The following is a 23,125-nucleotide window of genomic DNA, read 5'->3' as shown; positions in this document are numbered from 1 at the left end:
CCCGCCCGATGGTGCTGCTCATCACAGGGCCGGGAGCGCGAGGAGGGGGGCCGCCCGACCGTCCACATGCGGGCCCCCCGCGCCCGACCTAGCGTGGAAGAGCTGGAAGAGACATGGCACACCTACCCCGCCTACCCCACCCACGCACACACCGATCGACCCTTGGAGCCGGTATGTCCCTCGCCGCGCAGTTCACCGAGTACGGGTCCATTGAGGCCCTGGACGTCGTCGATGTGCCGCCGCCGGTTCCGGGGCGCGGGCAGGTGCGGGTGGCCGTGCGGGCGGCGGGGGTGAATCCCGCCGACTGGAAGATCCTGGGCGGGCTGATGAAGGAGCAGATGCCGCTGGAGTTCCCGGCGGGGCTGGGCAGTGAGGTCGCCGGGGTGGTGGACGCGGTCGGCGCGGAGGTCACGGCCTTCGCGACCGGCGACGAGGTCCTGGGGGCGCCCCTGACAGGGGCCTACGCGGAGTACGCCCTCGCCGATCCGGCGACGCTGGTGACCCGGCCGCGCACGGTGCCGTGGGAGGTGGCGGGCGCGCTGGCGGTGGCGGGCGGCACGGCCTGGACGGCACTCCAGCGCCTCGGGGTCGGGGCGGGGGACACGCTGCTGGTGCTGGCGGCGACGGGCGGGGTGGGTACGTTCGCCGTCCAGCTGGCACGGGCGCGGGGCGCGCGGGTGATCGGCACGACGGGCCCCGGCAGCCACGACCGTCTCCGCGCACTCGGCGGCGAACCGGTGACCTACGGCGACGGCTGGGAGGCACGGGTGCGGGAACTGGCGCCGGGCGGGGTGGACGCCGTACTCGACGCGTCGGGCCGGGGTGAGATCCCGGGCGCGATCGAGCTGGCCGGAGGCCCGGGGAGGGTGCTGTCCCTGGTGGCCTTCGACGCGGCGGACACGGGCATCATCCTGCACGCGGGCGGGGCGGCGGGCGGCACGGTACCGGCCCTCCACGAGATCCTGGACCTGATCGCCACACACCGACTGGAGGTGCCGGTGTCGCGGGTGTACCCGCTGCGGGAGGTACGGGAGGCGCTGGAGGAGAGCAGGGAGGGGCATGTGGGGGGCAAGATCAGTGTGGTGCCGTGAGGGTCGGGGGGGTAGTGCCGTGGAGGTCAGGGGCGGGGCGCCGTGAAGGTCAGGGGCGGGGCGCCCTGAGGGTCAGGGGCGGGGTGAGGCGGGAGGTCGACTGCGCTGAGCGGAGACCGCCGCCGTGCGGGTCTCCCGGTACGTCTCCCGGGTCAAGTCGTCCGGCCCGATGCCGAGTTCGGCGAGGACGGCCCGGACATCGGCGAGGGCGGAGGCCACGTCGTCCTCGCCCGTCATCGTCTCCACTTCGAGGAACGTGCCGTCGATCTGCGGGACCCGGACGAGGGTGGCGAGCATCTTTCGACCGCGGGCCTCGAAGGCATAGTTGCGGCACCGCAGCGGAGTTGCTCCCCCTCACCCCTGATCAAACCTGCGGCGCCGTCGGCGTCTAGGACGTCACCGAGACCCGCCTGTCCCCCGAGACCGCCGTCGACCTCGGCGAGCGCACCGACGACAGTGGCCGCCACGCCACTGGCTCCCCCACGCCTGCCGCCGCCACACGACGAAGAAGGCGTACCGCGCCCTGCTGGACCACTCCGACCTCTACGAACAGTGCACCCGAGGACGCGAGCACCCGCTCCACCGGCATCACCCTGCGCCCCCTAATCCGCGAGGGCCGCCGCCGATGACCTGCCGACGCCGCGCCAGACCCACCCGCCCGGACACGCCGGAACCGCCACACGCATCACTCACACCCAGCCCGGAAAACGAAACAGCGCCCGACCCGACCGAAGCCGACTCAGGCGCTGCACAGCAGGTCAGAAGGGGTAACCCCTCCCCCGCATCCGTAGGCCCTGTGGGACTCGAACCCACAACCAATGGATTAAAAGTCCTGGCCAAAGCTTGTTGGGTGGTTCCGGACGGTTCTTCGGTATCCGGAACCACCTGGTCAGAGCAGACGTGGCTCACGCCCCGGTCTTCTCCGTCGTGACCTGTGCGGCTCCGTCCGCTCACGCATCGCTCACGCATCTGTCGACGCGGCCATTGCCGCCGAGCTGCGGCTTCTCGGTACTCACGGACCCACGCGCTGAGGGGATGAGCCGGACGGGCGGGTGCACGCCGCCTGTTAGGCGAGCACGCTGCCGCACTCAAGATGCTCACCGCCGGCCCGGGGAGCGAGCGGGTCTGACCAGGGTCGTGCCATTGTTGAGCCCGTTGATGACCGGTTGGCGCGAGGGGAACGGCGTGCGGCTGTCGCGGGACCTCACCGGGTGGGCGTTCATAGTGGAGGTGGACGGTGTTCGGCATGCCGGACTGGCAGTAGGACTGGCCAGCATCAGCCCGTTCACCACCGGTGACGGGGCCGGAGGCAGCCTGTTCACCCGCGCGAACGGCTGGTGGGGCCTCCCGGTGCTCCTCTCGCTGAACGAACTGCCGTTCGGCCACCCCGTTGATCACAGGTGGCGTGTCACGCCGGATGATGGAGGCTTGCTGTCCGTCCTCAGCCCAGACGGTGCGTACTTTGTGCACGACCTCCGCCTGGAAGAGCCGCTGGGCTGGCGGGACACGGCAATCTCCGCAGGCTCGGTCATGCTGGTCGTCTCCCACATCCTGTCTGCCATGGACGATCCGATTGGCACGCTCGACTTCGAAACGCGGCAGGGGATGGTATGTGCCGGCCCTGTGCGCTTCGGCGAGCCGGCCTACGAACCGCGTGGCGAGGAGGACGGCGCACCGACGGTCAGGTTGCTCATCGACCCGGTCGGCACGCTGATGGAGCTGGCACATTACGCGTGCGACCGCATCCTGTCGTTGTCCCAGGCGAAACAAAGGGCGCGCGAACTGGAGATGACGCGACAAGCCTTAGCTGAACACACGGACCAAGCGCTGCCCGCCGAGGCGATGGTGGAACTGCTGTTCCGGGACGAGTTCCTCAACCACCGCGGTCTGGTCGAGCTCATGTACGTCTACTGGAGACTGGTTGCCGAAGTCGCCGACGCTTGCGGGATGGGGGCCGCCTGGCGGGACGCGGTGCTCCGTACCGTCGAGTCGGCCGTCCACCTGGTGGCGGACCGGTGTGATCGCGCGGTGTTCGAGGAAGCCGACGCGGTGGTGTCACGGCTGATCGACAAGTCGAGCGATCCCGCCGAACTGGAAGCCGGGTTGCTGGCCGCCGCCCGGCTACGGATGGCCACCCGGGGAGCGGAGGACTTCGCCGCTGACTACTACGCCCGCGGGATGCGTACCGTCTGGTCCGCTCGGCTGGACGCGGACCTGTACCGCACGTGGTTCACCAACGAGGAGCCCTTCCAGGCCGAGTCCCACCGGCTGGTGGCGGACGCTGGGCACCTGGTGGTGCGCGCGCTGGAGCTGGACGGCGGGACGCGAAGGCCCCGGCTCCTGGCGTCGTTGGCGCAGATTCTCGCGGGCGGGGAGGGAGTTCACCGGGATGCCGCCGATGCCGCGCTGTCGGCATGGCTCGACTCGTCCACCACCGACGATCCAGATGTCGCCCTGTTCCTACTCAGGGTGATGAACGGGATTCCTCCGGCTCTAGCCGACGGGTTACCCAGGGCGGTGTTCGGGTCGCCCTTGGCTGATTTCGTCGCTGCCAATGGCAGCAACGTAACCGCGAAGGTGATCAGCCAGGGAGTCAACCTGGCCCGGGAACACGCCGACCGACCACTGCTGCGCGCCGTACTGGACTGGGCAGAGCAGCTCGACCTCCGCTGGGACGCCGCCCACCGCCGGCAGTTGATCGAGGCGCGGCTCCACGTGCTGCCCGACGACCCCACCGACTGCCCGGGTCCCGACCATCCGCTCGCGGCGTCGTTCCCGCAATCCTGGACCCCGACGCAGCGGTCGGCGGCGCTCCTGCATAGGGCCGCACACGCCCGCGACCTGCGGCAGCCGGCGCTGGGGCTAACCCTCCTGAGGCAGGCGGGCGACGTACGGAGCGAAGAAGCCAGGCTGCTGACGGCGGACCTGTACTACCAGTCGGCCCAGGCGGGCGAACCGGTCTCCAGCCCTGTCCCGTTCCCGTGGGGTTACTACACATACGCGGCACTCGGCTACGCCTCGCTCGGCTTCGAGGAACTGGCGCGGGCGAGCCTGGTGCCGTTCGTGCAGCAGGTGGGCAACCTCCACGGCGAAGAACTCAAGGCGGCGCTGTCCGCGATCATTGTGGACGTGCCGAACTTCGACACGAGCCGCACGCCCGAACTCGGCGAGGTACTGCGCGACCTCGTGCACTCGGCGGTCTGGCAGCTCACCGCGGATTCCGAGACACTGCCGCTGGGGCTGATGCTTGGTCTGCACCAGGCGGGCAAGGGACCGGAGCTGGGCGCATGGTGGCGGATCGACGGTCCGCTCGCGCTGCCCGCGCACATCCAGCACCTTCTCGGCAAGCTGCGCGACCTGGAGGAACCCGCCGCCGCCCATGGAGCGTCTGGCGCGTCGCCGCACCTGCTGAACGTACTGGACTCTGACCGCCGTCCCGGTGGTCACGACACCCAGCAGATTGCCCGGAACGTGCGGTGGCGCATCTCGTCGCTCATAGACGATGAGCTGAGTCACCGCTCGGCACCGCTCATCGACGACCAGCACCTCTGGGCGAAGACGCACGAGCTGCTGGACGACCGCACAGTACTGCTGACCTGGTTCCTGCCCGCCGCTGTGAGCGGCGCGGCCGTGCTTCTCACTGTAACCAGGCAGGGCCAGGAGCTCGTCGTGCACCTAGGCGACGGCGCGGACGAGAACAATGACCGGCACCCGGTGGCGGACCGGGTCGAGGCGATCCGGACGGAGGTCGAACGCGACCCGTTGTTCGGCGACGTGACGCCGGAAGGCAGCCGACTACTGCGTCAGCCGAGCGACATGCCGCTCGGCGTCAGCGAACTGTGGGACACATGGCGGGCCCAGGGCAAGGACCGGATCCTGGCCTGGCCGCACGGCGCGCTGCACTACCTGCCGCTACCGCTGTGCCGCACCGGGGATCGGATGATCGCCGACGACTGGACGGTCACCACCATCGCCGGTCTCGAAGCCCTGACGCCCACCGCAGGCCCCGTACGGCCGCGCCGCACCGCCGTGCTGGCCTCCGCCGTCGGAGGCGTGCCCTACGGGCTGCACGCCGAACCGGCGCTGGAGGAGCACGCCCGGAAGGTCGCCGATACAGTCGGCACGGACGCCGTCATCGGACTCGCGGCCACGCGTGGCAGGCTGCTCGCTGAATTGTCCACGGCAGACGTGGTCCACATCGCCGTACATGGGACGCTGGACCAAGACGCGCCGTGGCTGCACTGCCTCTATCTCACCCCGGACCGTGACGACGACGGCCGGGTCTTCGCTTACGACTTTCTGGAGGTCGATCTGCGCGGTGTCCGCCTAGTCACGCTCGCCGCGTGCGAGTCCGCGCTGGGCCGGTTCGACCGGGCGGACAACGTCCGCGGCATCCCGCCGGCGCTGATCACCGCTGGCGCGCAGGCCGTCGTCGGGTGCCTCTGGCCCGTACGCTCGGAGTCAGCCACGTACTTCTACCACCACATGCACCACAGGATCGCGCACGGCATGGACCCGGAGCACGCCTTCCGCGAGGCCCAACTCGCCACTCGTGCCCGGCATCCCCACTACCGTGACTGGGGAGCGTTCACCTACCTGCACGGTCGGAGCAAGGGAGCCGCTGCATGACCGAGGTCCGGTTGCACGATGTCGAGCTCGTGCCGGAGCGCACACTCGGCAGCTCGGCCGAGGACGAGCCTCTGCGCGGCAGGCTCACGTTCGGCTGGGACGTGCTGTCCGCCGACCACGACGGCGTCCCCGCCCAGTGGTCGTCCTATGTCAGGGCAACGCCTGACCGCGACTTCCGGCAACTGCTGATGGTGTGCTCGTTCCGTCCTGAGACACCGGCTAGCAGAGGTTCGTTCCACCACGCATCCCTGGGCGTGGCACTGTCCACACCGGACGACCGGACACGGCCCGTCGCGCGGCTGATCGACCCCGGCGAGCGGTCCCATCCGGTCGGCGGCTCCGGCCTGGGCATGAGCTTCACGGTCAAGGCAGGTCTGCTGGACGTGGGCGTGGAGAAGCCGCCGGGTGCGGGGCCGGAGAGGGACGAGTGGATCGTCCGCGGCCACGGCGCGTCCCAGCCGAACCCGCAGTGGGAGTTCCGCCGCGTCAAAAATTTCCCGTTGATAGGCGACCACCCGGTGGCCGCGCTGGTGGAACTCGTTCCCGACCGGCTGAACACAGCGGAGGTCCTTCTGGCAGCAGAGCTGGAGCACCGCAGTTGGGGAATCCGCCGCTACCGGGCACGGCTTGCGCCGTCGCGGCACGCCATCGTGCTGGCTGGGTGACCCCGCCACATCCGTCAGCGGCTGGCGCGGACCATCACGGTGAGGACGAGGCCAGTAACGGCGGGCTCTGGCCGATGCCTTCGTACCCCCACGATGTCCGGGCCCGCGACGCGGAGAAGCCCAGGACTGCACCTCTACGGACCCAGAACCCCACGCCTCGCTTGACGAAAGGCATAGAGGCACCCCCCACAGGAAGAAGTGGGATGCCACCCCGTCCACTGTTTCCGATAGGGTGCAGCCCGTTCAGCTACCTGCGGAACTCGATACGCGCAGCCCGCACGGCATTCACAGTCCGCCGCCCCCACGATCGCGAGGGAGCGCCGTGGGGATTTGCCAGGGCTGCTTGTACAGCCGCATCGTCACGATCGACCGCTTCATCAGAGGTAATCAGGGCCAATAGTGCGCAGGCTCGCAGACCAAGAGCTGCCGTCTCACGACCCACTTCATTCATGAAGCCGTGAGCCATGAGGTTGCGAACGTTCATCCCCTCCCCAAGCAGGAAGGTTGCGAGGAACCGACTCCAGTCGGGATCAAAGCCATTCTCTGTCAGGGGTTCGAGAAGGACTCCCAATCCAGGAAATTGGCCACTCTTGTCGCCGACTGCCGTTCGATACATTGGCTCATTGAGCTCCAGTAGAAGCGCGCGAGCTGCCGCTTCAACCTTGGGAACTGCCAAATAAGCACTGGCTTCAAACTCGCCCACCCAGTAGAGAACGAAAGATTTTGCCAGGGCACGCGCCAAGCCAGGATGAGCTCCCGATTCAACCAATGACACGTTTAGATCTTCGAATGACGGAATACCAAAGCGCGTCTTGATGAGATCCAGAGCATCCGCCAGAACAATCCCGTGCAAGTGGATGTTCATGGTCTCAACACGGATGAGCTCCCGCTGGAGGGCGTCATCCTCGCCGTCAAGAACGCGCTTCGGCAGATCGTTGTCGCCGAACATGACAGTGGTCGCCAGTCGACTAAACACAGACTGATTGAAAACATCGCGCGCCGTGCGTTCATTGACCGCAAGTGTACCGCTCGGCGAATCAGTATGAAACCAGTACCCTAGGGCAGCTAGCCACGTGTCCGCGCGCTCAAACGGACGCAAATAACTGCGAAACAGAGCGTTCGGAATCTTGATTTCAGACTCTATCGTCTTCCATTCCACGGGCGGTGCCGACTGCAGGCGGGAGACCGCAATTTTCTCCAACTCAGGCACATCTAGCTGGCGCGCCCTGGAGGCCGCATTGCTGAGGTGGGTTCTGACAACAATCGCATCGGTGGCTCGGTCGGCGTCGTTCAGATAAGCCATCACCTCAGCCTCACTAGCATTCCGAATACGAAGGCCGTCACCGACGGCTCTTCTACGCACCAAGGCAGCAACACGAGCGACAATATGTGTATCGGTGTACGTCAACAACGCCCGATCGAGCAGATCGTCCACTCTCGGATCCACTTGCTGTGCATTCTTTTTGCGCTGTGGTGCCGTAAGCGCATCCAGCAGGTACACAAACACATAGGGGTCGACTTGGCGCGTCAGTGCGTCTCGTGCCATATCGAACATGACGGAGGCCACTTGCTTAGCTAGTGGCACGAGCTTTACCGAACGAGCCAGCGTCCATGCGCGGAGCAACGCATGGCTCTGCTCGGTCATCCGAAGGCTTCCACCGACCAAGTCGAGATAACCGCGAGCAGCCTGCTCGGCCGCATCGCGACGATTAGCAAGGCGGAGAGTGAAGACAATATCAGCGCAGCGAGCCCGCGCCGCAGGATGCGCAACGGCACCTGTTAGCTCGCGCCACAGGGAACGAACTTCATCATCGGAATCATTCAGTGCTCCAGAAAAAGCGGGTCCGTCTAGTGGAACGAGGGATGCACCAGGCCGAGCTGATCCGAGTGGTGTCACCATAAGGTGACACATGAAGATCGTCGCCAGTTCGCGCACCGCCGCAGGATCGAGAGGCGGCGTCAACTTTGCAGCGATCTTCTGTACATTGATACTCACCTCGTGGAAGCCCTCGGCTCCTTCGCAGGCCACGTCGGCAAGTTGAGCCAGGGCTGGTACGACGGCAGAGTCATGCTGGTATGGGGCGAGGCCCGATGCAGGAGGCTGATCACGCGACGCGCTGTCAACGAGATTTACATCATGATCTTCAGTTTCAGCACGTTCCACTTCTTACCCCGCTCACATGACACAGTCGGCGTCGGCGTGTTCAGTCAACCAGAGCCGAACCTCGCACTCAAAACGGGTATTTGCGCGATCTTCTCCGCCGTGAGGTCGTTCCAGACGAGCCCGAGGGGCCGCCTCAGGTGCCGTCGGGAGTGAGCGTGGTCATCATGCGGGCCACACCCTCCCTCTCGGCCACCGTCGGCCCGATCGAACGGGCGGGTGCAGGGCGCCTCGGGGTCCTCTGGGCACTGTGGGACGATGCCGATGCCTCCACGCGAGCGCGGACCTTGGTAAACATCTCCTCGTCAAGCCGGTACAGGTCCCCATCCCCGGATTCGTAATGACGGAAGATAGCCTCCATCTCGGGCAGTTCATATCTGGACCCATCACTGTGTTCCATCCAGCTCTCCAGGGCCCATTCGGCGTATTCGTCCATGCGGTCTACAACATACTCATGCACCTCTTCGCCTTTTTCGAAATCCGTCAATAGTGAGGCGAAATCCAGGGCATCGCTCAAGGATCGCCAGTCTGGAAGATCGAGCTCCATGATCCATTCGGCTGCCTGGTCGACTGCTCGCGGGAAGAATTCTCTGAGGTCCTGCCTCTTCGAATCACCGAGAAAGCCGAGGATGTCCTGAACCGTCTGCGCATCCCATGCTTCGCTGATCACGCTGCCTTCGCTGATACTCCGCCACCCAATATCATGCACGCGCTCGGACCCCAGAGCGATTCCCAACTCCAGGAAGAGCAGAGCCCGATGGGCGTTGTCATGGGCGGAGTAATGACCTCTCACCACGACGGTCTCCGCCCGGAAGGCAAGCTCCGTACTACGCTCCAACTCCGACATACAGCGCATCAAGGCTTGCAGCACCTGCTCCGCGTTACGGGAGGAGAGCATGGACCATAGCGACTCGACTTGCTCGAAGAGGCGGATGCGACCGACGAAGTCCTTCATCTCGGAGTGATCGGAAGAGATGAAATCGCGCATGTAGTCACGCACTGACGGGTTATGGAACTCCACGAACACTACTTCTCCGTGACGCACACTCCTGAGCATCGTCCCATCCAATACCTTCAATGAATTGCGCAGGTCCTGGAGTGCACCCCCCGAAGAGACCCAGACGCCTTCGAGGGTATCCATCCGGATACCGGATAGAAAGGAAAGTTGCGTTTTTAGCAAGAGGATTTCGGATGCACCGATTTGATGGTTCACGATGTGACCCCAAACGCGAGCGGGGTCATTCAGGTTCGCAATCATTTCGGACGCGATGTGCTTCCCAGCAGTCCCGAACGCTACAGCCTCGGACAGCGTCGCGGCAATAACGCGCGGATTGAAATTCTCGTGCTGCACAACGGGCACGTACGCACCAGGAGAGGCAAATATTGACTTCGTGCGGGCCGGAAGACTGGAGGCAGAGACGTGATTGTAGAGAATTGACGCCCTCGCCTCGTACGTGTAATCGGCTACATCGAGCACGCACGTCTGGACATCGAAACGGTGCCTGTCGAGGCGCTCATATTTCTGCCTGGCCTGCGCGAGAATGTACTCCCGTGTGGTGAGCAAAAACCTCTTGTTGGGGGAGTTCGCTGTCCGTTGCATCAGAGATAGGAGGCGGCCGTCCTCGTTCTTCCCTAGCTTTTCATCGATCGCGGTCTGGCCCAGAAAATCGTCGTAGTAGAAAAGTTGAGGAACGTCAGGGTCCCATAGCGCATTTGCTTCCTCCACGTCTTCGGAGATCTCTACGATGTCATATCCGTGACCCACGTAGTGGGCACACAGCACATGGCTGAGCGTGGTCTTACCTACTCCCGGAGTCCCGGCGACCACGCACACATGCCGATCGTCAAGAAGTCGCAGCGCCTCCCCGAGGCTGCCGTTGTCGGCATACGTGCGCAGTGTGGCCTTTACTGCGTCGGCGAGGGCGTGGGAACGCGTGACGATGCTCTTGGAAATGAGAGAGTTGAGTACCGAAGCGCTCGTCAGCCAGAGTCGCAGATGCCGTCTGACCACCTGGTCGTGCTTGCGGAGAAGCGCATCGATGTCATCTTTGCCGTAGATGTCGCCCGGAGACCTGACGAACGGCTGCAGCATGTCGTACAGCTTGTCCTTGGCGGCACGGCTGAGCTCGACCGATGTGGCAAGGACATAGCGCCCCGGCTTGAGATGGGCGAGCTTAGGGGCCTCGGTCTTCCGCATGTGGGCCAGCAGCTTGGCTCGGCCGGACCGGGGGAAGTGCTTGCACTGCACGATGAGGGCAGGATCGCCTCCCTGCATATGCCGCAGATCCACGCCTCCGTCCGGGCCGGAGGTGAAGATCTCCAGCCGAACGCCGAATTCCAGCTCGAAAAGGTCCTTGCACACGGCCTCGAAGTCGAAGTCCGTCAGCCTGCCGACGTCGAACGTTTCCACGGCCCGCCCCCTGCCTGATCATCCGCGGACCGGGCCACTAGCCGGGACTGCGGCCCCGTGGTCCCACTGAACGGGGCGTGGATCAGCATTCCATGAGTCGCGATGCCATGCGTACGGCTGGCGCTGGCCATGGCTTTGGATATGGCAGAGCAGTCGTGTCGTTCGAAGACAGCGGGGTCGTAAGCGCCGATCAGCGGATGACGCGGATCATCACGGTGAGGACCGGCGAGGCCGACCACGGATGGCTTCGCCCGATGTCCTCGTACCCCCACGACCTGTAGAGCGCGTGGACCTTGCCGTCCCTGGGGGCCGGGTTGCCCATGAGCGTGACGAACGGTTCGTCGCGTGTGGCGAGGAAGGCGTCGTGGATATGGCGGGCGGCGCCGGTCTTCCGCCAGGTCGGCCGGACGCCGATCTCCTTCAGCGCCACGGCCGGGCGCTCGGTGTACTTCTCGGCCGGCATCGGGCTGGTGCGCTGCCAGTAGCGGTCGCCGTGCTCGATGGTGTTGCCGTAGGCGTAGCCGACCGGGTGCCTATCCGCGTACGCGAGGACGGCCGTGAACCCCGGCTCGGTGCCGTGTCGGTCCAGGCGTTCACCGAACGCGGTGACCGCGTAGTTAGGCAGGTGGAGGAGTGGGGCGCGCACGTCGGCGTATACGTCGTCGGCCCCGCGCCTGCGGGGGTGGTCCCCATAGGCGAACGGCCAGGGAAGCCCACGCTCCGCCCCAGGGCCGCCGTGATGCCAGGCCACCTCGCGCAGAAGGGTGGGAGCGGCGATGGGTACCCCCCTACGGAGTCAGCAGAGCTGCCGACTCCGGTCGCAGCCTTCCTGCACCCCTCAGTTCTCACACGGCAGACAGGAAAGGTCCCGCAACGACTGGAACACCGCATGCGGGCATGCCAACGTAGACGACTTCCCGAACTCCCAGGCCACCGACGGCTATCCGCCCGTCACCCAGACTCCTTGGAGACGCCCCTGCACCCGCACCACCCCCACACTCCCGTCCCACCCGACTCCCCGGCCCCGGTGTACTGGGTCACCCCACGCCACCTCGCCGGCGACGACAACGCCCTCGCCGAGCACATCGGCGACACCCTCGCCGCCCTCGACTGGCGCATGTGGCCCACCGCCCGCAACACCCTCCTCTACACGAGCCCCGACGGCCTGCGCGGCGCCGAATGGACCCTCGCCGCCCATCCCTTCGAACTCGGCGGACTGCCCGTCGCCTGGCAGCTCAGTGCCCGTACGCACGCCCCGTCCGTGATGACGGAATGGAACGCGTACTTCACTCCGGGCACTCCTCCTGAAGCCCTCGCCGACCTCCTCCGTGCCCTGCATGCACACAAAGCTCCCGGCGTCACCTCCACGGGAACGGGCGACGGTGTCCTTGTCGCGCTGACCGCGCTGGGTTGGTTCCGTGATCTCGACAGCCCTCACACCACCGCCGCAGACCCCGGTTTCTCCTCCACCGTCTCCCTGGGAACCGTGCCGCCGCTCATCCAGGACGCCGACCCTCGTCCCGACGGCGAGGGCTGGCAGGCGTGGGCGCAGCCCCAGCTCAGCGAGCCGTACCTGTGGTGCGCGGCCTTCAGCCCGAGCGTCCCCCACGAGTTGGTCGCCGCCTTCGCCTCCTCGCTCGCCTCACCCGTCCCGGTACCCCGCCGCACCCTGCCCGACAGCTCCAGGGACCGGCTGACCATCATCCACCGCACCCAGTAGGGCCCGTCTCAACCGCGCAGTGCGGACCGTCAGGGCAGGACCGCAGTGTCCGCCAGAAGACCTGGTTCGTCTCGGCCTGGAGGGTGAGGGCCCTCTACTGCGTGCACGACCGAGGCGAGGACGTCGGCGAGGGTCTTGTCAGTGATGCGGAGATGGTGATGGCGGGCAGCGGGCTCTACTACCGTCGTACGGTCTACTTCCGCCCGCCGAACGCAACGTTCAACAGAACCTCCACCAGTCGGGACGCGGCGTCGGGCATGCCCATCGCGCGGGCAGCTGTCGCCATCGTCGCCCGACGCTCCGGGTCGGACAGAACCGGTTCGAGGGCCGCCCTGAGCGTGGGGGCGTTCACCTGCTCCCTGGTGAGTGCCACGGCGGCCCCGGCCCGCTGGAGATGGAGGGCGTTGTGTTCCTGCTCGTTGCCCGCCGAGGTGGCGAGGGGGATGAGGAGGGACGGTTTGCCGAGGGCGGTCAGTTCGGAGATGGTGCCCGCGCCGCTGCGGGAGACGACGACGGAGGCGAGCGCGAGGACGTCGGGCAGTTCGGGGCCGACGAATCCGTCCACCCAGTACCGGGCGTGCAGTTCGGCCGGGAGCCCTGCGGCGGCCTGACGCGACTTGTCCACCCAGTTCGGTCCGCACTGGTGGATGACGTTGGCGACGGACAGCAGCCAGGGCAGGTTCTCGCGGATCAGGCCGTTGATCTGTTCGCTGCCCTGCGCGCCGCCCGTGATGTAGACGGTGGGGAGGGCGGGGTCGTAGCCGGTCATGCCCAGGGCGGGGATGGCCTTGGCCGCATCGCCGGTGAGGACGGTGGGGCGTACGGGGTTGCCGGTGACGACGGCGGAGGTGGCCACGGAGTCCGGCAGGAGGCTGAGGGAGTTCTCCGAGGACAGAGCGACGGCGGTCGCGGAGCGGGCGAGGACGCGGTTGGCGAGGCCGAGCCGTACGGTCTGCTCGTGGATGACCAGAGGAGTCTTGGTGGCGCGGGCGGCGAGCCCGACGGGGACGGCGACGTATCCGCCGGTGGAGAGGATCACGTCGGCCCGGAAGCGGCGGGCGATGGTGCGGGCCTCCAGGACGCCCTTGGGGACGCGGCCCATGTCCCGCACGTTCTCCGCGTTGATCATCTTCAGGGGGTTGCTGGACCGACGGAGCTTGCCGGTGGGGACGGTCTCGAAGGGGATGCCCTCGGCGGGGGCGACACGGGATTCGAGTCCCGTTGCGGTGCCGACCCACAGCACGTCCACGCCGACACTGTGCCTGTGCATGACGGTCTGCATCTCACGGACCGCGGTGAGGGCGGGGTAGGTGTGCCCGCCCGTTCCGCCCCCGGTCACCATCAGCTTGAACGGACGGCGGAAGGAGGCGAAACGGGCAGCGAGGGCATCGACGGTCACGGGGTGACGGCATCCGATCGTGAGGGCTCCGCATCCGACGAGCCGGAGCCGACGGCGGTCATGCGAACCTCCCGGACGATATCAGGCAATCTGACCTTGGTGAGGAGCCAGCCGAACCCGGCCACCGTGGCGCCCATCTCCCCCACATAGGTACGCAGAGTGGACCGCTGCCGGTCGGTGAGGACGAACGTACGCATCATGGGCTCTCGGAACTGGTAGCGGCGCGCGTCCGGCGATTCCGCCCCGGTCCGCGCGTCCTCCAGCAGCAGTTCGATGTCGAAGTCGGCGATCTGCTTGAGGGCGGCGGGAGGTTCGGGGGTGAAGACCTGCGACAGCTTCAGCCGGTGATACGTGGCGCCCTCGCGGATCAGACGGGCGACCAGCGAGGTGCTTCTCGTCCTCGCCCCGGCGCGGCGCAGGACGGCGAGGGCGGCCCGCACCGCGACGTCGGTGAGATCCTCCAGGGCCTCGGAGATCATCCGCATGCGGTAGGTGTAGAGGAGGTTGTTGCCCAGTTCGCCGTCGATGTACCGGTCGACGTTGGCTGTGGCGTAGCGCATGAGGTCCTGGCGGTCGTCCCACAGTTGCTCGTCGGTCGCGGCAAGGAATCCGTTCAGGACGCGGGTGAGGTTCTCGCCATGCTGCTGGCTCCGACACTCCTCCAGCCACGTCATCGGGGAAATCTCGTGGGCGCGGAGCACGGCGAGGATCGTGCCGAAGGCGCCGCTGTTGTAGAGCGAGGCGACCAGCAGGTCCATCAGCCGGCATTCGCGGTAGTCCTCGTACGGCAGGTTCGGCAGTTCGACGCACACCTCGTCCAGCTCGGCCGCGCGGATCTCCTTGCCCAGGACGGTGTAGCGGCCGAAGCAGCGCGGCATGACCCGCCACTTCGTGCCCAGGCCCCACCGGGCCCGGTACGCCGCCGCGTACATCTCCGAGGAGGGCAGCAGGGTGAGCTGGAACATGTTGAGCCGGTCGAACCGGGCGTCCATCAGCCCGCGCAGGCTGTCGAAGTGCTTGTCCTTCGAGTCGTCTGGCAGGGCGAGGATCACCTCGCTGTACGACTGGGACCCGGCCTGCGCCGACTGGAGGGCGATCTCCATCATCTTCTCGGCCGAGATGTTCTTGCGTGCGACGGCGGTGAGGACATCGGTGTCGAGGGACTGTACCGACCCGGACAGGCTGATGGTGCCGGGCACCTGGGCGACCGCTTCCAGGACCCGTTCGCGCTGGTTCTTGCCAGTGGTCACGTTGACGACCCGGGGCCAGCCGTAGAGCTTCTGGCATTCGGCGAGGACCTGGCAGGTGTGCTGGTCCTCGGGGAACATGCCGAAGTTGCTGTCGGTGATCAGCAGCTCGTTGCGTGCCGTTCCGGCGGTGACGAGCGGTGCCATGCGCCGCCCGATGTAGTGCAGCTCGGCTTCGACCTCGGCACGCGGGCGCTTGGCGACCCTGGAGAAGTAGTGCTGGCCCTCGGTGCAGAAGGTGCAGGAGAACGGGCACCCGCGGGTGGTCGTGACCGTCGGGACGCCGCCGCGGTCGAAGAACTGGTCGAGCAGCCCGGCCGTGTACGGCGAGGGGACGTCGGCGAGGTCGCGGATGCGGTTGCGCGGCCGGGGGGTGTGCACCTCGCGCCGGTCGGGGGACAGGGAGTGCACGCCGGGGATCGTGTCGCGGACCTTGGGCGCCGGCTTGCTGTCCAGGTGCAGCAGCAGTTCGGCGAACGCGGCCTCGCCCTCGCCGTCGACGTAGAAGTCGACGGCCCCGGCCAGACGCTCGTACCAGAAGCGGACCTGGTCGGCGCGCAGCAGTGGGTAGTGCGGGCCGCCCATGACGACGGTCGTGTCCGGGAACTTCTCCTTGATGACGCGGGCGAAGCCGATCGACAGGTGGGCGTTCCAGATGTAGTGGGAGAACCCGATCACGTCGGGCGCTCCGTGCGTCTCCAGTGCCTTCGCCAGATCCTCCGGGAATTTGAAGATCTGCGGGACGTGCTGGAAGTCCATGACGGTGGTGGCGTGGGTGGCGAGTCCGGCGACGGCCTGCGGCATTGTCTCGGCGGACACGGTCTGCTGCGTGTAGGTGAGGTCGCAGAGCCAGACCTTCAGCCTCATTTTCGGCCGCCGGCCGGGAGCAGCGGGGTTCTCAGAGGGGGGCGCTGCGGTGAGTGGCATCCCCAGGTCGGCGGTCGTCATCGCGCATCGGCTCCCGCAGCCCGCAGGAACATCTGCCACAGCAGGCGGCGCCGTTCCTCCGGCACCTCCCCCTGCCCCGGCCCCAGGGCCTCGCGGCCGTGCACGCACAGGTGCTGGTTCACGACGATCAGGTCCCCGAAACCGAGCAGGAACCTGCGCTGCCCGGCGATCAGCGCCCGTTCGAGTGCGCGAACAGCGCCGGTGTGCGGGTCCTGAGGGTTCATGGCGGCCAGCATCTTCGCGGTGAACCGCACGAAGCCTTCCGTGGGCGGCCTCCCGTCGAGCACGGGGAACGGGTCGTACTTCTCGCCGACGCCGGTCAGGTCGTGGAAGGCGCCGTCGCGGAACACCGGCTCCGCGAGGAGGGCGCGCTCGCCCTCGCTGAGCCGGTCCACGGCCCGGCGGAGCTGCGAGACGATGCTGTACCCCTCGCCCTGCGGGTCGGGGCGCACGCACAGCAGGGCGCTGTAGTCGGGCGGCTCGGTCGCGTTCACCACGTCGATGTGCAGCGGGTTGTACCCGGAGCCGGTGGCACGCATCGGGTCGATGGCCAGATTCGTGCCCAGCGGCTTCCACAGCGGCCACTTGTCAAACGCCCGCAACGGCCGGCCGAGCCAGGACAGCAGGACCGTGGCGGCCTTCTGCCCGTCGTCCAGGCCGTAGTGGTCGAGCAACGGCCCCGCCTCGATGACGGCGAACCCGTCGCCGTCGGGGTCGTCGAGGAGGGCCCGGCAGCGGCGTACGACGATCTGCGCGTCGGCCGACTCGTCGCGGACCCGGTCGTAGGCCGCACTGACGTCGCCACGCAGCAGACCCCTGTCGAGTTCGGCGGACGGAAGGCCGATGACCTTCGCGCCGAGGAGTTCGATCAGCGGGTCGGGCAGGGGGACACGGAAGGTGGTGCTCGGTGGCACGGTCATACTGGTTTTCTCCTATGCCTTCGGAGCTTCACGGAGCAGAGGGAGGCACCGGCGCGGGGCGCTGTGCGCCCCGTGGGAGAAGGCGGGTGGTGCCGCGTTCTCCGCACGCCGGACGATGGGAGCCGTCTCCCGGCCCACGCCCTGCGAAGCGGTGGGCCGGGAAGCGGAACGAACGTGGAGCAGACGCCTGCGCTTCGTGGCCGGTGTGCCTCGGAGCGCAGGCGGCGATCTAGGAACCGTCCTGCTGCTGGTCCTTGAGGTGGCCGGTCAGCAGATTGACCAGGCTCGCGTCCGCAGCGCGTTGAGCGGCGGTGCGCGAGGCGTCCGCAGCACCGGCGGCTGCCTGGCCCATCACGACGAGGGGATCGGGCTCGCTGCTGTTCGGTTTGTCAGTCATGTGTGGTGCCTTCTGTGGGATTCGGAGTCGCGCGGAGGAAGCGGGTGGTGCCGTGGCATCGGTTACTGGTTGTCGGAGCTTCATCCCGACCTGCGAAAAGAGCAGCAGCGGGCTGGTAAGGGGAGCACGCGGCCGGAGTCAATGAGGGAGAGGACGGTCACCGGCTGGGCCAGCCAGCAGGCGCGTGGCAAGTGACCCTTCACATCCGACCTCCGCCGACGAAATCGGGCAACGGACTGGTGTCGTCGCTGGCGGCATCGAGGAGGTCGGAGGCGGCAAGCGCCAGCCGGCGCAGGTGGGTGCGGTCGTCCATGAACTCGCCCATAGGTCGCGTCCAACCGGCGCGTACGCCCTCAGCGCGTGCCACGGCGTCGGCGAGAGCGGGGACGGGGGCACCGAGCCCGCCCATGCGCTCCCGGGCGATGCGCACGAGTTGGCCGAGTATGCGGTCCAATCGAGTCAGGCATCGACCCAATTCCGCCACCGCCGCACTTCCGGGGTCCGGGATCTCCTCCGCAACAGTCTTGCGGCGGCGAATCAGGCCACGCCCATCAGTTCGATGCTTAGGTCCTGCGATGCCGATCGGTCCGGCGGATTCGCCCAGGACGGCATCGAGATCGTTTTCTAAGTCATCGTCATGGAGAAAGGAGTGCTGCAGGGCGGCCAGCAGTGCCCCGGCACTCTTGGCGAACTGCTCATCGGTGAGCCGATCCGAGGCAGCGCTCATTCCGCCTCACCAGACGTCGTCTCGTACAGGAACGAGCACCACGTCTCCTCGCCCGTGCTGTCCCATTCGTCCGCGAGCGCGTTCACCAAAGCGATCCCCCGCCCTGAAACATCGTCGGGGCCGGCCTCTTTCAGCACTGCCGGAGCCGGATCGCTGTCCACCACCGAGATCAGGAGCCTGCCCTCGGCGGCGCGGACCAGAAGATCGACCGGTCCGTCACCGTGCTCGATGGCATTGGTGACGAGTTCCGACAGCGCCAGCACGATGTCGTCGAGGACCAGCCCCACCAGCCCGGACCGCCTCAGGAAGGCTTTCGCCGCCGCCCGCATCTCCGCAACGGCGGACATGTCGGGCAGGAACACCGCTTGGAAGACATGGGTCTCCGCTGGTGCGCACTCTTGCCTCGGAGGATTCTGTCGGGCCTGTCGAAACGAGCGCGCGCTCGACGGGCGTTCTGTCACTGCACGGCTGTCGGTGCCCCCACCGGGCGGGGCCGCCTCTTGGAGCCTGGTCATGGAAGCCATGGCACCGCGTGTCTGAGCGAACCACCAGGGGAACTCAGAGGGGGGAAACTCCGTCAAGGGGGGAAATCGACGGGGGAATCGGGGTCATGATTGGATTCGCCCCCCAACAGAGGTCACACTCATGTCAGAGCCAGATCCGTTCGCCGCGCTGCTGCTACGGCTCCGGAAAGACACCGGCCGGACCCAGGAAAGGCACGCGGAGGCCATCAACGCCGTCTCCGGCAGAGAGACACTGACCCGCCGCGAGATCAGCCGCTACGAGAAATTCGAGACGGTTCCGACCGACCACACGCTGGAACACATCGCGGTGGCCTGCGGTATCCCGTTCGAGGATCTGAGGCGGGAGGCCCAGGCCGCCCGCGCCAGGCGGAAGGGACGCGATCGTGACGAAGAGGAACAGGACGACGTGAATCGTCGCAGACTGCTGGGCGGTGCCGCCATAGGTGTGAGCGCGGCGGCCGAGCCGTGGGGACGGCTCGCCTTCGCCCTCGACAAGGGCTCCAAGATCGACACTCCTTCGGCGAACGCACTCGTCGAGCGGGCCGCCGAGCTCCACGTCCGGGAACTCAACCTCAGTGCCCGGCAACTGCAGAGCACCGTCGAATCCCACCTCGACGCGATCACCCAAGCCCTGCCCCGCGCCGGTGAGAAGGAGCGAGCGCTCACCATCGCCGCCGGAGAGACCGCCGCCCTGGCCGGTTGGCTGGCCTGGGACCTGGGCCAGCACGACAAGGCAGGCGCCTACTACAAGGTCACCTCACGATGCGCCGGTGCCGCCGGGTATCCGCCGCTCCGAGCGCTGGCCCTGACGTACGCCAGCTACGGGACCATGGCGCCCAAGAAGAAGCTGGAGATCCTCTCGCAGGCCACCCAGGACGTACGCGGCCGGGGGAACGCCGCCGCTGCCGCCTGGGTCTTCGGTCGGCACGCCGAGGAGAGGGCGGCACTGGGAGACGGTACGGGGGCGCTGCGCGCACTGGAACGGGCTCACGTTGCCTACGACTTCGCTGATCACGCCAGTGAGCAGTCCTGGGTACGGTTCGTCACCCCGTACCGCATGGACTCGCTATCGCTGTCCGTGTACGGACAGCTGGGACGGTTCGAACTCACCTCCATGGCCGACACCGCCGTGGACCGGCTGGGGAAGGGCCTGTCCGCCGGCGGGGTCGTCGTACTCGGTGATCTATCGGCGGCGTTGCTCCGTGGCGGAGACGTCGACCGGGGCATCTACGTGGCACGTCAGTTCGTGGCTGCATCGCAGGCCAAACCGAACACGATGGGCAGGCAACGCGCTCGGGCGGTTGCCCGCAATCTGCCCGAGCGGGAGAGGGACCTCGTGCATCACCTCCGCCAATTCGCAGCCTGAACCCTCAACGGTCTCGCGGTCCGGTGCCGGGGCGAACAGCGGTCGCACGGCGGCGCGTCAGCTCCGGGCCGTCTCTTCAGCCACCCAGGACAGGTAGGCGTCAGACCCACCGGTGACTGGCAGAGTGGTCCAGTGAGGCACCTCGTAGGGGTGCCTCTCGGCCACCCACGCCTCCAGTTCCTGGAGACGGTCCGTCGTCGTCATGTACGAGACTCGCCACTCCTTCGCCGTCACGACCGTGCCCTTCCACCGGTAGACAGCGGTGATCGGCGCGTCGATGTGAACCCCCGCCGCCAGCCTGTTCTCCACCGCGCCCCGCGCCAGCGCCTGCGCCTGGTCCTCGTCATCGCTGGTTGTCTGCGCAATCACGATGTCCGCCACGCCACTGCCTCTCCAGGTGGGAATGGCTCGACCCTACCCAGCGGCCTTCCGCCCTACGGCTCACTGCCCCAGCACGGAGGCCGAGGCACCGACCACACGTCCTACGCACTGACACGCAGACCGACCCGCGCGTTGTTGCCCAGCCGAGAGGCGTCACCCGTGGTCAGTGGTGTCTCGTCCCGGGCGGGTTCGGGGTGGTGATGATGGCGGTCCTGCCGGTCGGGATCGTGATGCGCTGTTCTGTGTTCTTGGTCCGGGTGGCGTGTGCCGCGAGCGCTGCCGGGGTGGTGGTGAGGCGTTGGATGCGCCAGAGGAGGACGCGTGCGGGGTGGCGGGCGTCGTCGAGGCGGCGTTGGCCGGCGGCATGGCGGAGGAGTGCTTCCGGGTTGTGGCCTGTGGATTCGGCGTGGGCGAGGACGGTGGTGAGGGCGGGGAAGTCCTGGTCCTTGGTGATCTGCTCGGCGTGGGTGGGGAGGGTCTGGTGGAGGTGGCGGATGTAGCGGTCGGTGTTGTGCTGGGGTGGGCGTCGGGCGGTGAGGGCTGCCAGGGGTGCGGCGGCTGCTTGGTCGTAGGCGGTCTGGATGTGGGTGAGGGTGTTGTGGGCGGCGGTTGTCTGCTGGTCGTGGTGGCGGAGCTGGTGCCAGCGGATGACGGCGACGATGGCCAGGAGCGTGACGTCGAGGAGCATCGCCAGGCCGGTGTCGCCGTGTGGGGCCGGTGTCCGGAGTACGTCCCTGACCGCGTTGCGCAGGGTGCGGGCGTGGTGGTATTCGGCGTGGATGCGAGAGCGGGTGGCGCGTTCGTAGGCGGCTGCGGCTTGGCGGAGTTGTGGCTGGAGGGGGTTGGGGGCGAGGAGGGGGAGGATGTCGAGGACTTCGCCGAGGGCGGTGATGTGGGCCTGGGCGGCGGGGTCGTCGTCGTGGGTGAGGTGGTGGGGGATGCGTTCGGTGGCGGTGATGATCTCGTGCCAGGGGTCGGGCAGGCCCCGGCCGGGGCGGTCTTCGGGGTTCTGGCCGGTGTTCTCCAGGCGTTTGCGGATCTTGGGGAGGGAGAGGTCGGGGGCGAGCTGGGAGCCGGAGAACCAGACGGGTTCGCCGGTGGCGGTGACGGTGTCGGTGGCGGCGACCTTGTAGCCGCGTACGTCGCCGGAGGGGAAGTGGACGAGCTCGGCGCGGATGCCGTCGGTGTGCTGGAGGAGGTGGAGGAATTCGTCGGTGCTGGTGGCCGCTGCGGCGGCGGTGCGGACCATGGTGCGGAGGCGTTCGCGGGCGGTGCGGGTGTGGCCGTTGCGGTGGGCCTTCTCCTGTTCGGCGCGGGTGGGGCGTTTGGCGGCGGTGCGGTCTCCGCGTGCGACCCGGTGCAGGCCGTGTTCCTTCTCGATGGCGGCGAGTTCGCGGTCGGCGTTGAGGTAGTCGTTCCAGTGGCGGGCGGTGCGCAGGTCGGCGCGGACTTTGGTGGCGGCGATGTGGATGTGGTCGGGTGCGTGGCGGACGGCGACCCACCGGCAGGCGTCGGGATCGCCGTGGGGGGCGATTCCGGTGGCGGCGACGACGCGACGGGCGATACCGGCCCATCCGTCGTCGCTGAGGTGGCGGTCGCTGCGGGTGGCGCGGATGGAGCAGTGCCAGACGTGCCGTTCGGGTGCCCGGCCCAGGCGGCGGGCCTGTTTCACGTGCAGGTCGAGGTCGGCGACCAGGTGTTTCCGTGTGGTGGTGGGGTTGGTGGTGCGGCCGGGGTCGGGGGCGAAGCCGTCCCAGGAGGCGACGAGGTGGGGGTCGGTGTGTTCATTGGCCTTGCCGGGGCCGAAGAGGTAGCGGATGAGTCCGGCGGTGTCCTTGCCGCCGCTGATCTTCGCGATCACCGGACGCCGTTCCGGGTGATGGCCTGGGTGGCGGCTGTGGCGATCTCGGCGATGGTGGTCCGGACGGTGGTGAGGGTGTGTTCGGCTTGGGCGAGGGTGGTGGTGTCGGCGGGGTGGGGGTGGGCGCCGGAGTTGAGTCTGCGGGCGATCTGGTTGATGTTGCCGCCGATCCGGGCGACCTGTGCTCGGAGGGCGTTGAGTTCGTCGATGTAGTCGTCGAGGGGGGTGCGCTGGCCGGGGAGGGTGAGGTCGCCGTGGAGGTGGGCCATGACGACGGCGCCGATGTAGTGCGCGCCGGCGATGTTCAGGGAGCGGGCCCTGCGCAGGATTGCGGTCTTCTCTTCGTGGCTGTAGCGGACGTCGACGCGGTGTGTGCGCTGGGTGTGCTCGCGGGTGCGGCGGCGGGCGACGCGGTGCACGGCGGCGGCTTCGGCGGCACGCGGCAACGGCAGCACGACGGTTGCGGTGTCGGCGGACGGTTCCTCCTTTCCGGGCGCCCCCTGGTGCCCGGCCGCCTCCGCCACCCCCGGGGCGGAGGCACCGCCGGTGGGGCCGTCCTTGGACGGTCCAGCGGCATACCTTGCTGGCCTGGGCCCGGCTGGATCGACGGCTTCCCGCAGCGGGGGCGGCTCGGCAGCGGGCTTCGGCTCGGGCGGGGGCATGTCGGGAGTGTGGTCGG

At 67.6% G+C, this 23,125-nt stretch carries 16 protein-coding genes and 2 pseudogenes; 5 read left to right on the top strand and 13 right to left on the bottom strand.

The window, feature by feature from the left end; translation table 11 throughout:
• Positions 1-173 precede the first annotated feature (173 nt).
• Positions 174-1,091 carry an NADP-dependent oxidoreductase gene (locus tag ABZX40_RS36310; RefSeq protein ID WP_355748645.1) on the top strand — a complete coding sequence of 306 codons (918 nt, stop codon included), beginning with the start codon at positions 174-176 and terminating at the stop codon, positions 1,089-1,091.
• Positions 1,092-1,163: 72 nt separating this feature from the next.
• Here the strand turns inward: ABZX40_RS36310 and ABZX40_RS36305 are convergent.
• Positions 1,164-1,427, bottom strand: a pseudogene (locus tag ABZX40_RS36305) (adenylyl cyclase); the annotation flags it as partial.
• Positions 1,428-2,249: 822 nt separating this feature from the next.
• Here ABZX40_RS36305 and ABZX40_RS36300 point away from each other — a divergent pair.
• Both ABZX40_RS36300 and ABZX40_RS36295 read left to right on the top strand, forming a co-directional pair.
• Positions 2,250-5,720, top strand: coding sequence for a CHAT domain-containing protein (locus ABZX40_RS36300; RefSeq protein ID WP_355748648.1), 3,471 nt, complete (start codon positions 2,250-2,252; stop codon positions 5,718-5,720).
• Positions 5,717-6,385 carry a hypothetical protein gene (locus ABZX40_RS36295; RefSeq protein ID WP_355748651.1) on the top strand — a complete coding sequence of 223 codons (669 nt, stop codon included), beginning with the start codon at positions 5,717-5,719 and terminating at the stop codon, positions 6,383-6,385. The genes ABZX40_RS36300 and ABZX40_RS36295 overlap by 4 nt, the downstream gene beginning before the upstream one ends.
• A gap of 247 nt (positions 6,386-6,632) precedes the next feature.
• Here ABZX40_RS36295 and ABZX40_RS36290 read toward each other — a convergent pair whose 3' ends face one another.
• From ABZX40_RS36290 to ABZX40_RS36280, 3 genes and pseudogenes are all read right to left on the bottom strand, one after another.
• Positions 6,633-8,549 (bottom strand): hypothetical protein, encoded by a 1,917-nt coding sequence (locus ABZX40_RS36290; protein WP_355748654.1) that lies wholly within the window; start codon positions 8,547-8,549, stop codon positions 6,633-6,635.
• Between the two features lie 133 nt (positions 8,550-8,682).
• Positions 8,683-10,956: a restriction endonuclease gene (locus tag ABZX40_RS36285; protein WP_355748657.1), complete on the bottom strand. Its 2,274-nt coding sequence runs from the start codon at positions 10,954-10,956 to the stop codon at positions 8,683-8,685.
• Between the two features lie 190 nt (positions 10,957-11,146).
• Positions 11,147-11,617, bottom strand: a pseudogene (locus ABZX40_RS36280) (GNAT family N-acetyltransferase); the annotation flags it as partial.
• A gap of 366 nt (positions 11,618-11,983) precedes the next feature.
• Between ABZX40_RS36280 and ABZX40_RS36275 the strand changes: the two are divergent.
• Positions 11,984-12,676, top strand: coding sequence for a DUF317 domain-containing protein (locus tag ABZX40_RS36275; protein ID WP_355748728.1), 693 nt, complete (start codon positions 11,984-11,986; stop codon positions 12,674-12,676).
• A gap of 193 nt (positions 12,677-12,869) precedes the next feature.
• On the opposite strand, the gene ABZX40_RS36270 is transcribed toward ABZX40_RS36275, so the two are convergent.
• From ABZX40_RS36270 to ABZX40_RS36245, 6 genes are all read right to left on the bottom strand, one after another.
• Positions 12,870-14,075: a UDP-N-acetylglucosamine--N-acetylmuramyl-(pentapeptide) pyrophosphoryl-undecaprenol N-acetylglucosamine transferase gene (locus ABZX40_RS36270; RefSeq protein ID WP_355748660.1), complete on the bottom strand. Its 1,206-nt coding sequence runs from the start codon at positions 14,073-14,075 to the stop codon at positions 12,870-12,872.
• Positions 14,072-16,189: a cobalamin-dependent protein gene (locus ABZX40_RS36265; protein WP_355748663.1), complete on the bottom strand. Its 2,118-nt coding sequence runs from the start codon at positions 16,187-16,189 to the stop codon at positions 14,072-14,074. The genes ABZX40_RS36270 and ABZX40_RS36265 overlap by 4 nt, the downstream gene beginning before the upstream one ends.
• A 77-nt stretch (positions 16,190-16,266) precedes the next feature.
• Complete coding sequence (locus ABZX40_RS36260; RefSeq protein ID WP_355748666.1) at positions 16,267-17,190, bottom strand: TauD/TfdA family dioxygenase; 924 nt, start codon at positions 17,188-17,190, stop codon at positions 16,267-16,269.
• Between the two features lie 229 nt (positions 17,191-17,419).
• Positions 17,420-17,587 carry a hypothetical protein gene (locus tag ABZX40_RS36255; RefSeq protein WP_355748668.1) on the bottom strand — a complete coding sequence of 56 codons (168 nt, stop codon included), beginning with the start codon at positions 17,585-17,587 and terminating at the stop codon, positions 17,420-17,422.
• Between the two features lie 199 nt (positions 17,588-17,786).
• Positions 17,787-18,314 (bottom strand): hypothetical protein, encoded by a 528-nt coding sequence (locus tag ABZX40_RS36250; protein WP_355748671.1) that lies wholly within the window; start codon positions 18,312-18,314, stop codon positions 17,787-17,789.
• Complete coding sequence (locus ABZX40_RS36245) at positions 18,311-18,676, bottom strand: ATP-binding protein (protein WP_355748673.1); 366 nt, start codon at positions 18,674-18,676, stop codon at positions 18,311-18,313. Before ABZX40_RS36245 ends, ABZX40_RS36250 begins: the two co-directional genes overlap by 4 nt.
• Positions 18,677-18,959: 283 nt before the next feature.
• On the opposite strand from ABZX40_RS36245, the gene ABZX40_RS36240 reads away from it, so the two are divergent.
• Positions 18,960-20,204 (top strand): helix-turn-helix transcriptional regulator, encoded by a 1,245-nt coding sequence (locus tag ABZX40_RS36240; protein ID WP_355748676.1) that lies wholly within the window; start codon positions 18,960-18,962, stop codon positions 20,202-20,204.
• Positions 20,205-20,261: 57 nt separating this feature from the next.
• Here ABZX40_RS36240 and cutA read toward each other — a convergent pair whose 3' ends face one another.
• The 3 genes from cutA to mobC all read right to left on the bottom strand — a co-directional run bounded on the left by cutA (position 20,262) and on the right by mobC (position 23,108).
• Positions 20,262-20,585, bottom strand: coding sequence for a divalent-cation tolerance protein CutA (gene cutA, locus ABZX40_RS36235; RefSeq protein WP_355748679.1), 324 nt, complete (start codon positions 20,583-20,585; stop codon positions 20,262-20,264).
• Positions 20,586-20,748: 163 nt separating this feature from the next.
• Positions 20,749-22,446, bottom strand: a complete 1,698-nt coding sequence (locus tag ABZX40_RS36230; RefSeq protein ID WP_355748682.1) for a mobilization protein — start codon at positions 22,444-22,446, stop codon at positions 20,749-20,751.
• The gene (gene mobC, locus ABZX40_RS36225; RefSeq protein WP_355748684.1) at positions 22,443-23,108 is read right to left on the bottom strand and encodes a plasmid mobilization relaxosome protein MobC; all 666 of its coding nucleotides are present in this window, start codon (positions 23,106-23,108) and stop codon (positions 22,443-22,445) included. The genes ABZX40_RS36230 and mobC overlap by 4 nt, the downstream gene beginning before the upstream one ends.
• Between the last annotated feature and the right edge of the window lie 17 nt (positions 23,109-23,125).

The sequence above is a fragment of the Streptomyces sp. NPDC004610 genome (assembly GCF_040609715.1).
GTDB lineage: Bacteria > Actinomycetota > Actinomycetes > Streptomycetales > Streptomycetaceae > Streptomyces.
This window is presented reverse-complemented; position numbering and strand designations above follow the sequence as displayed.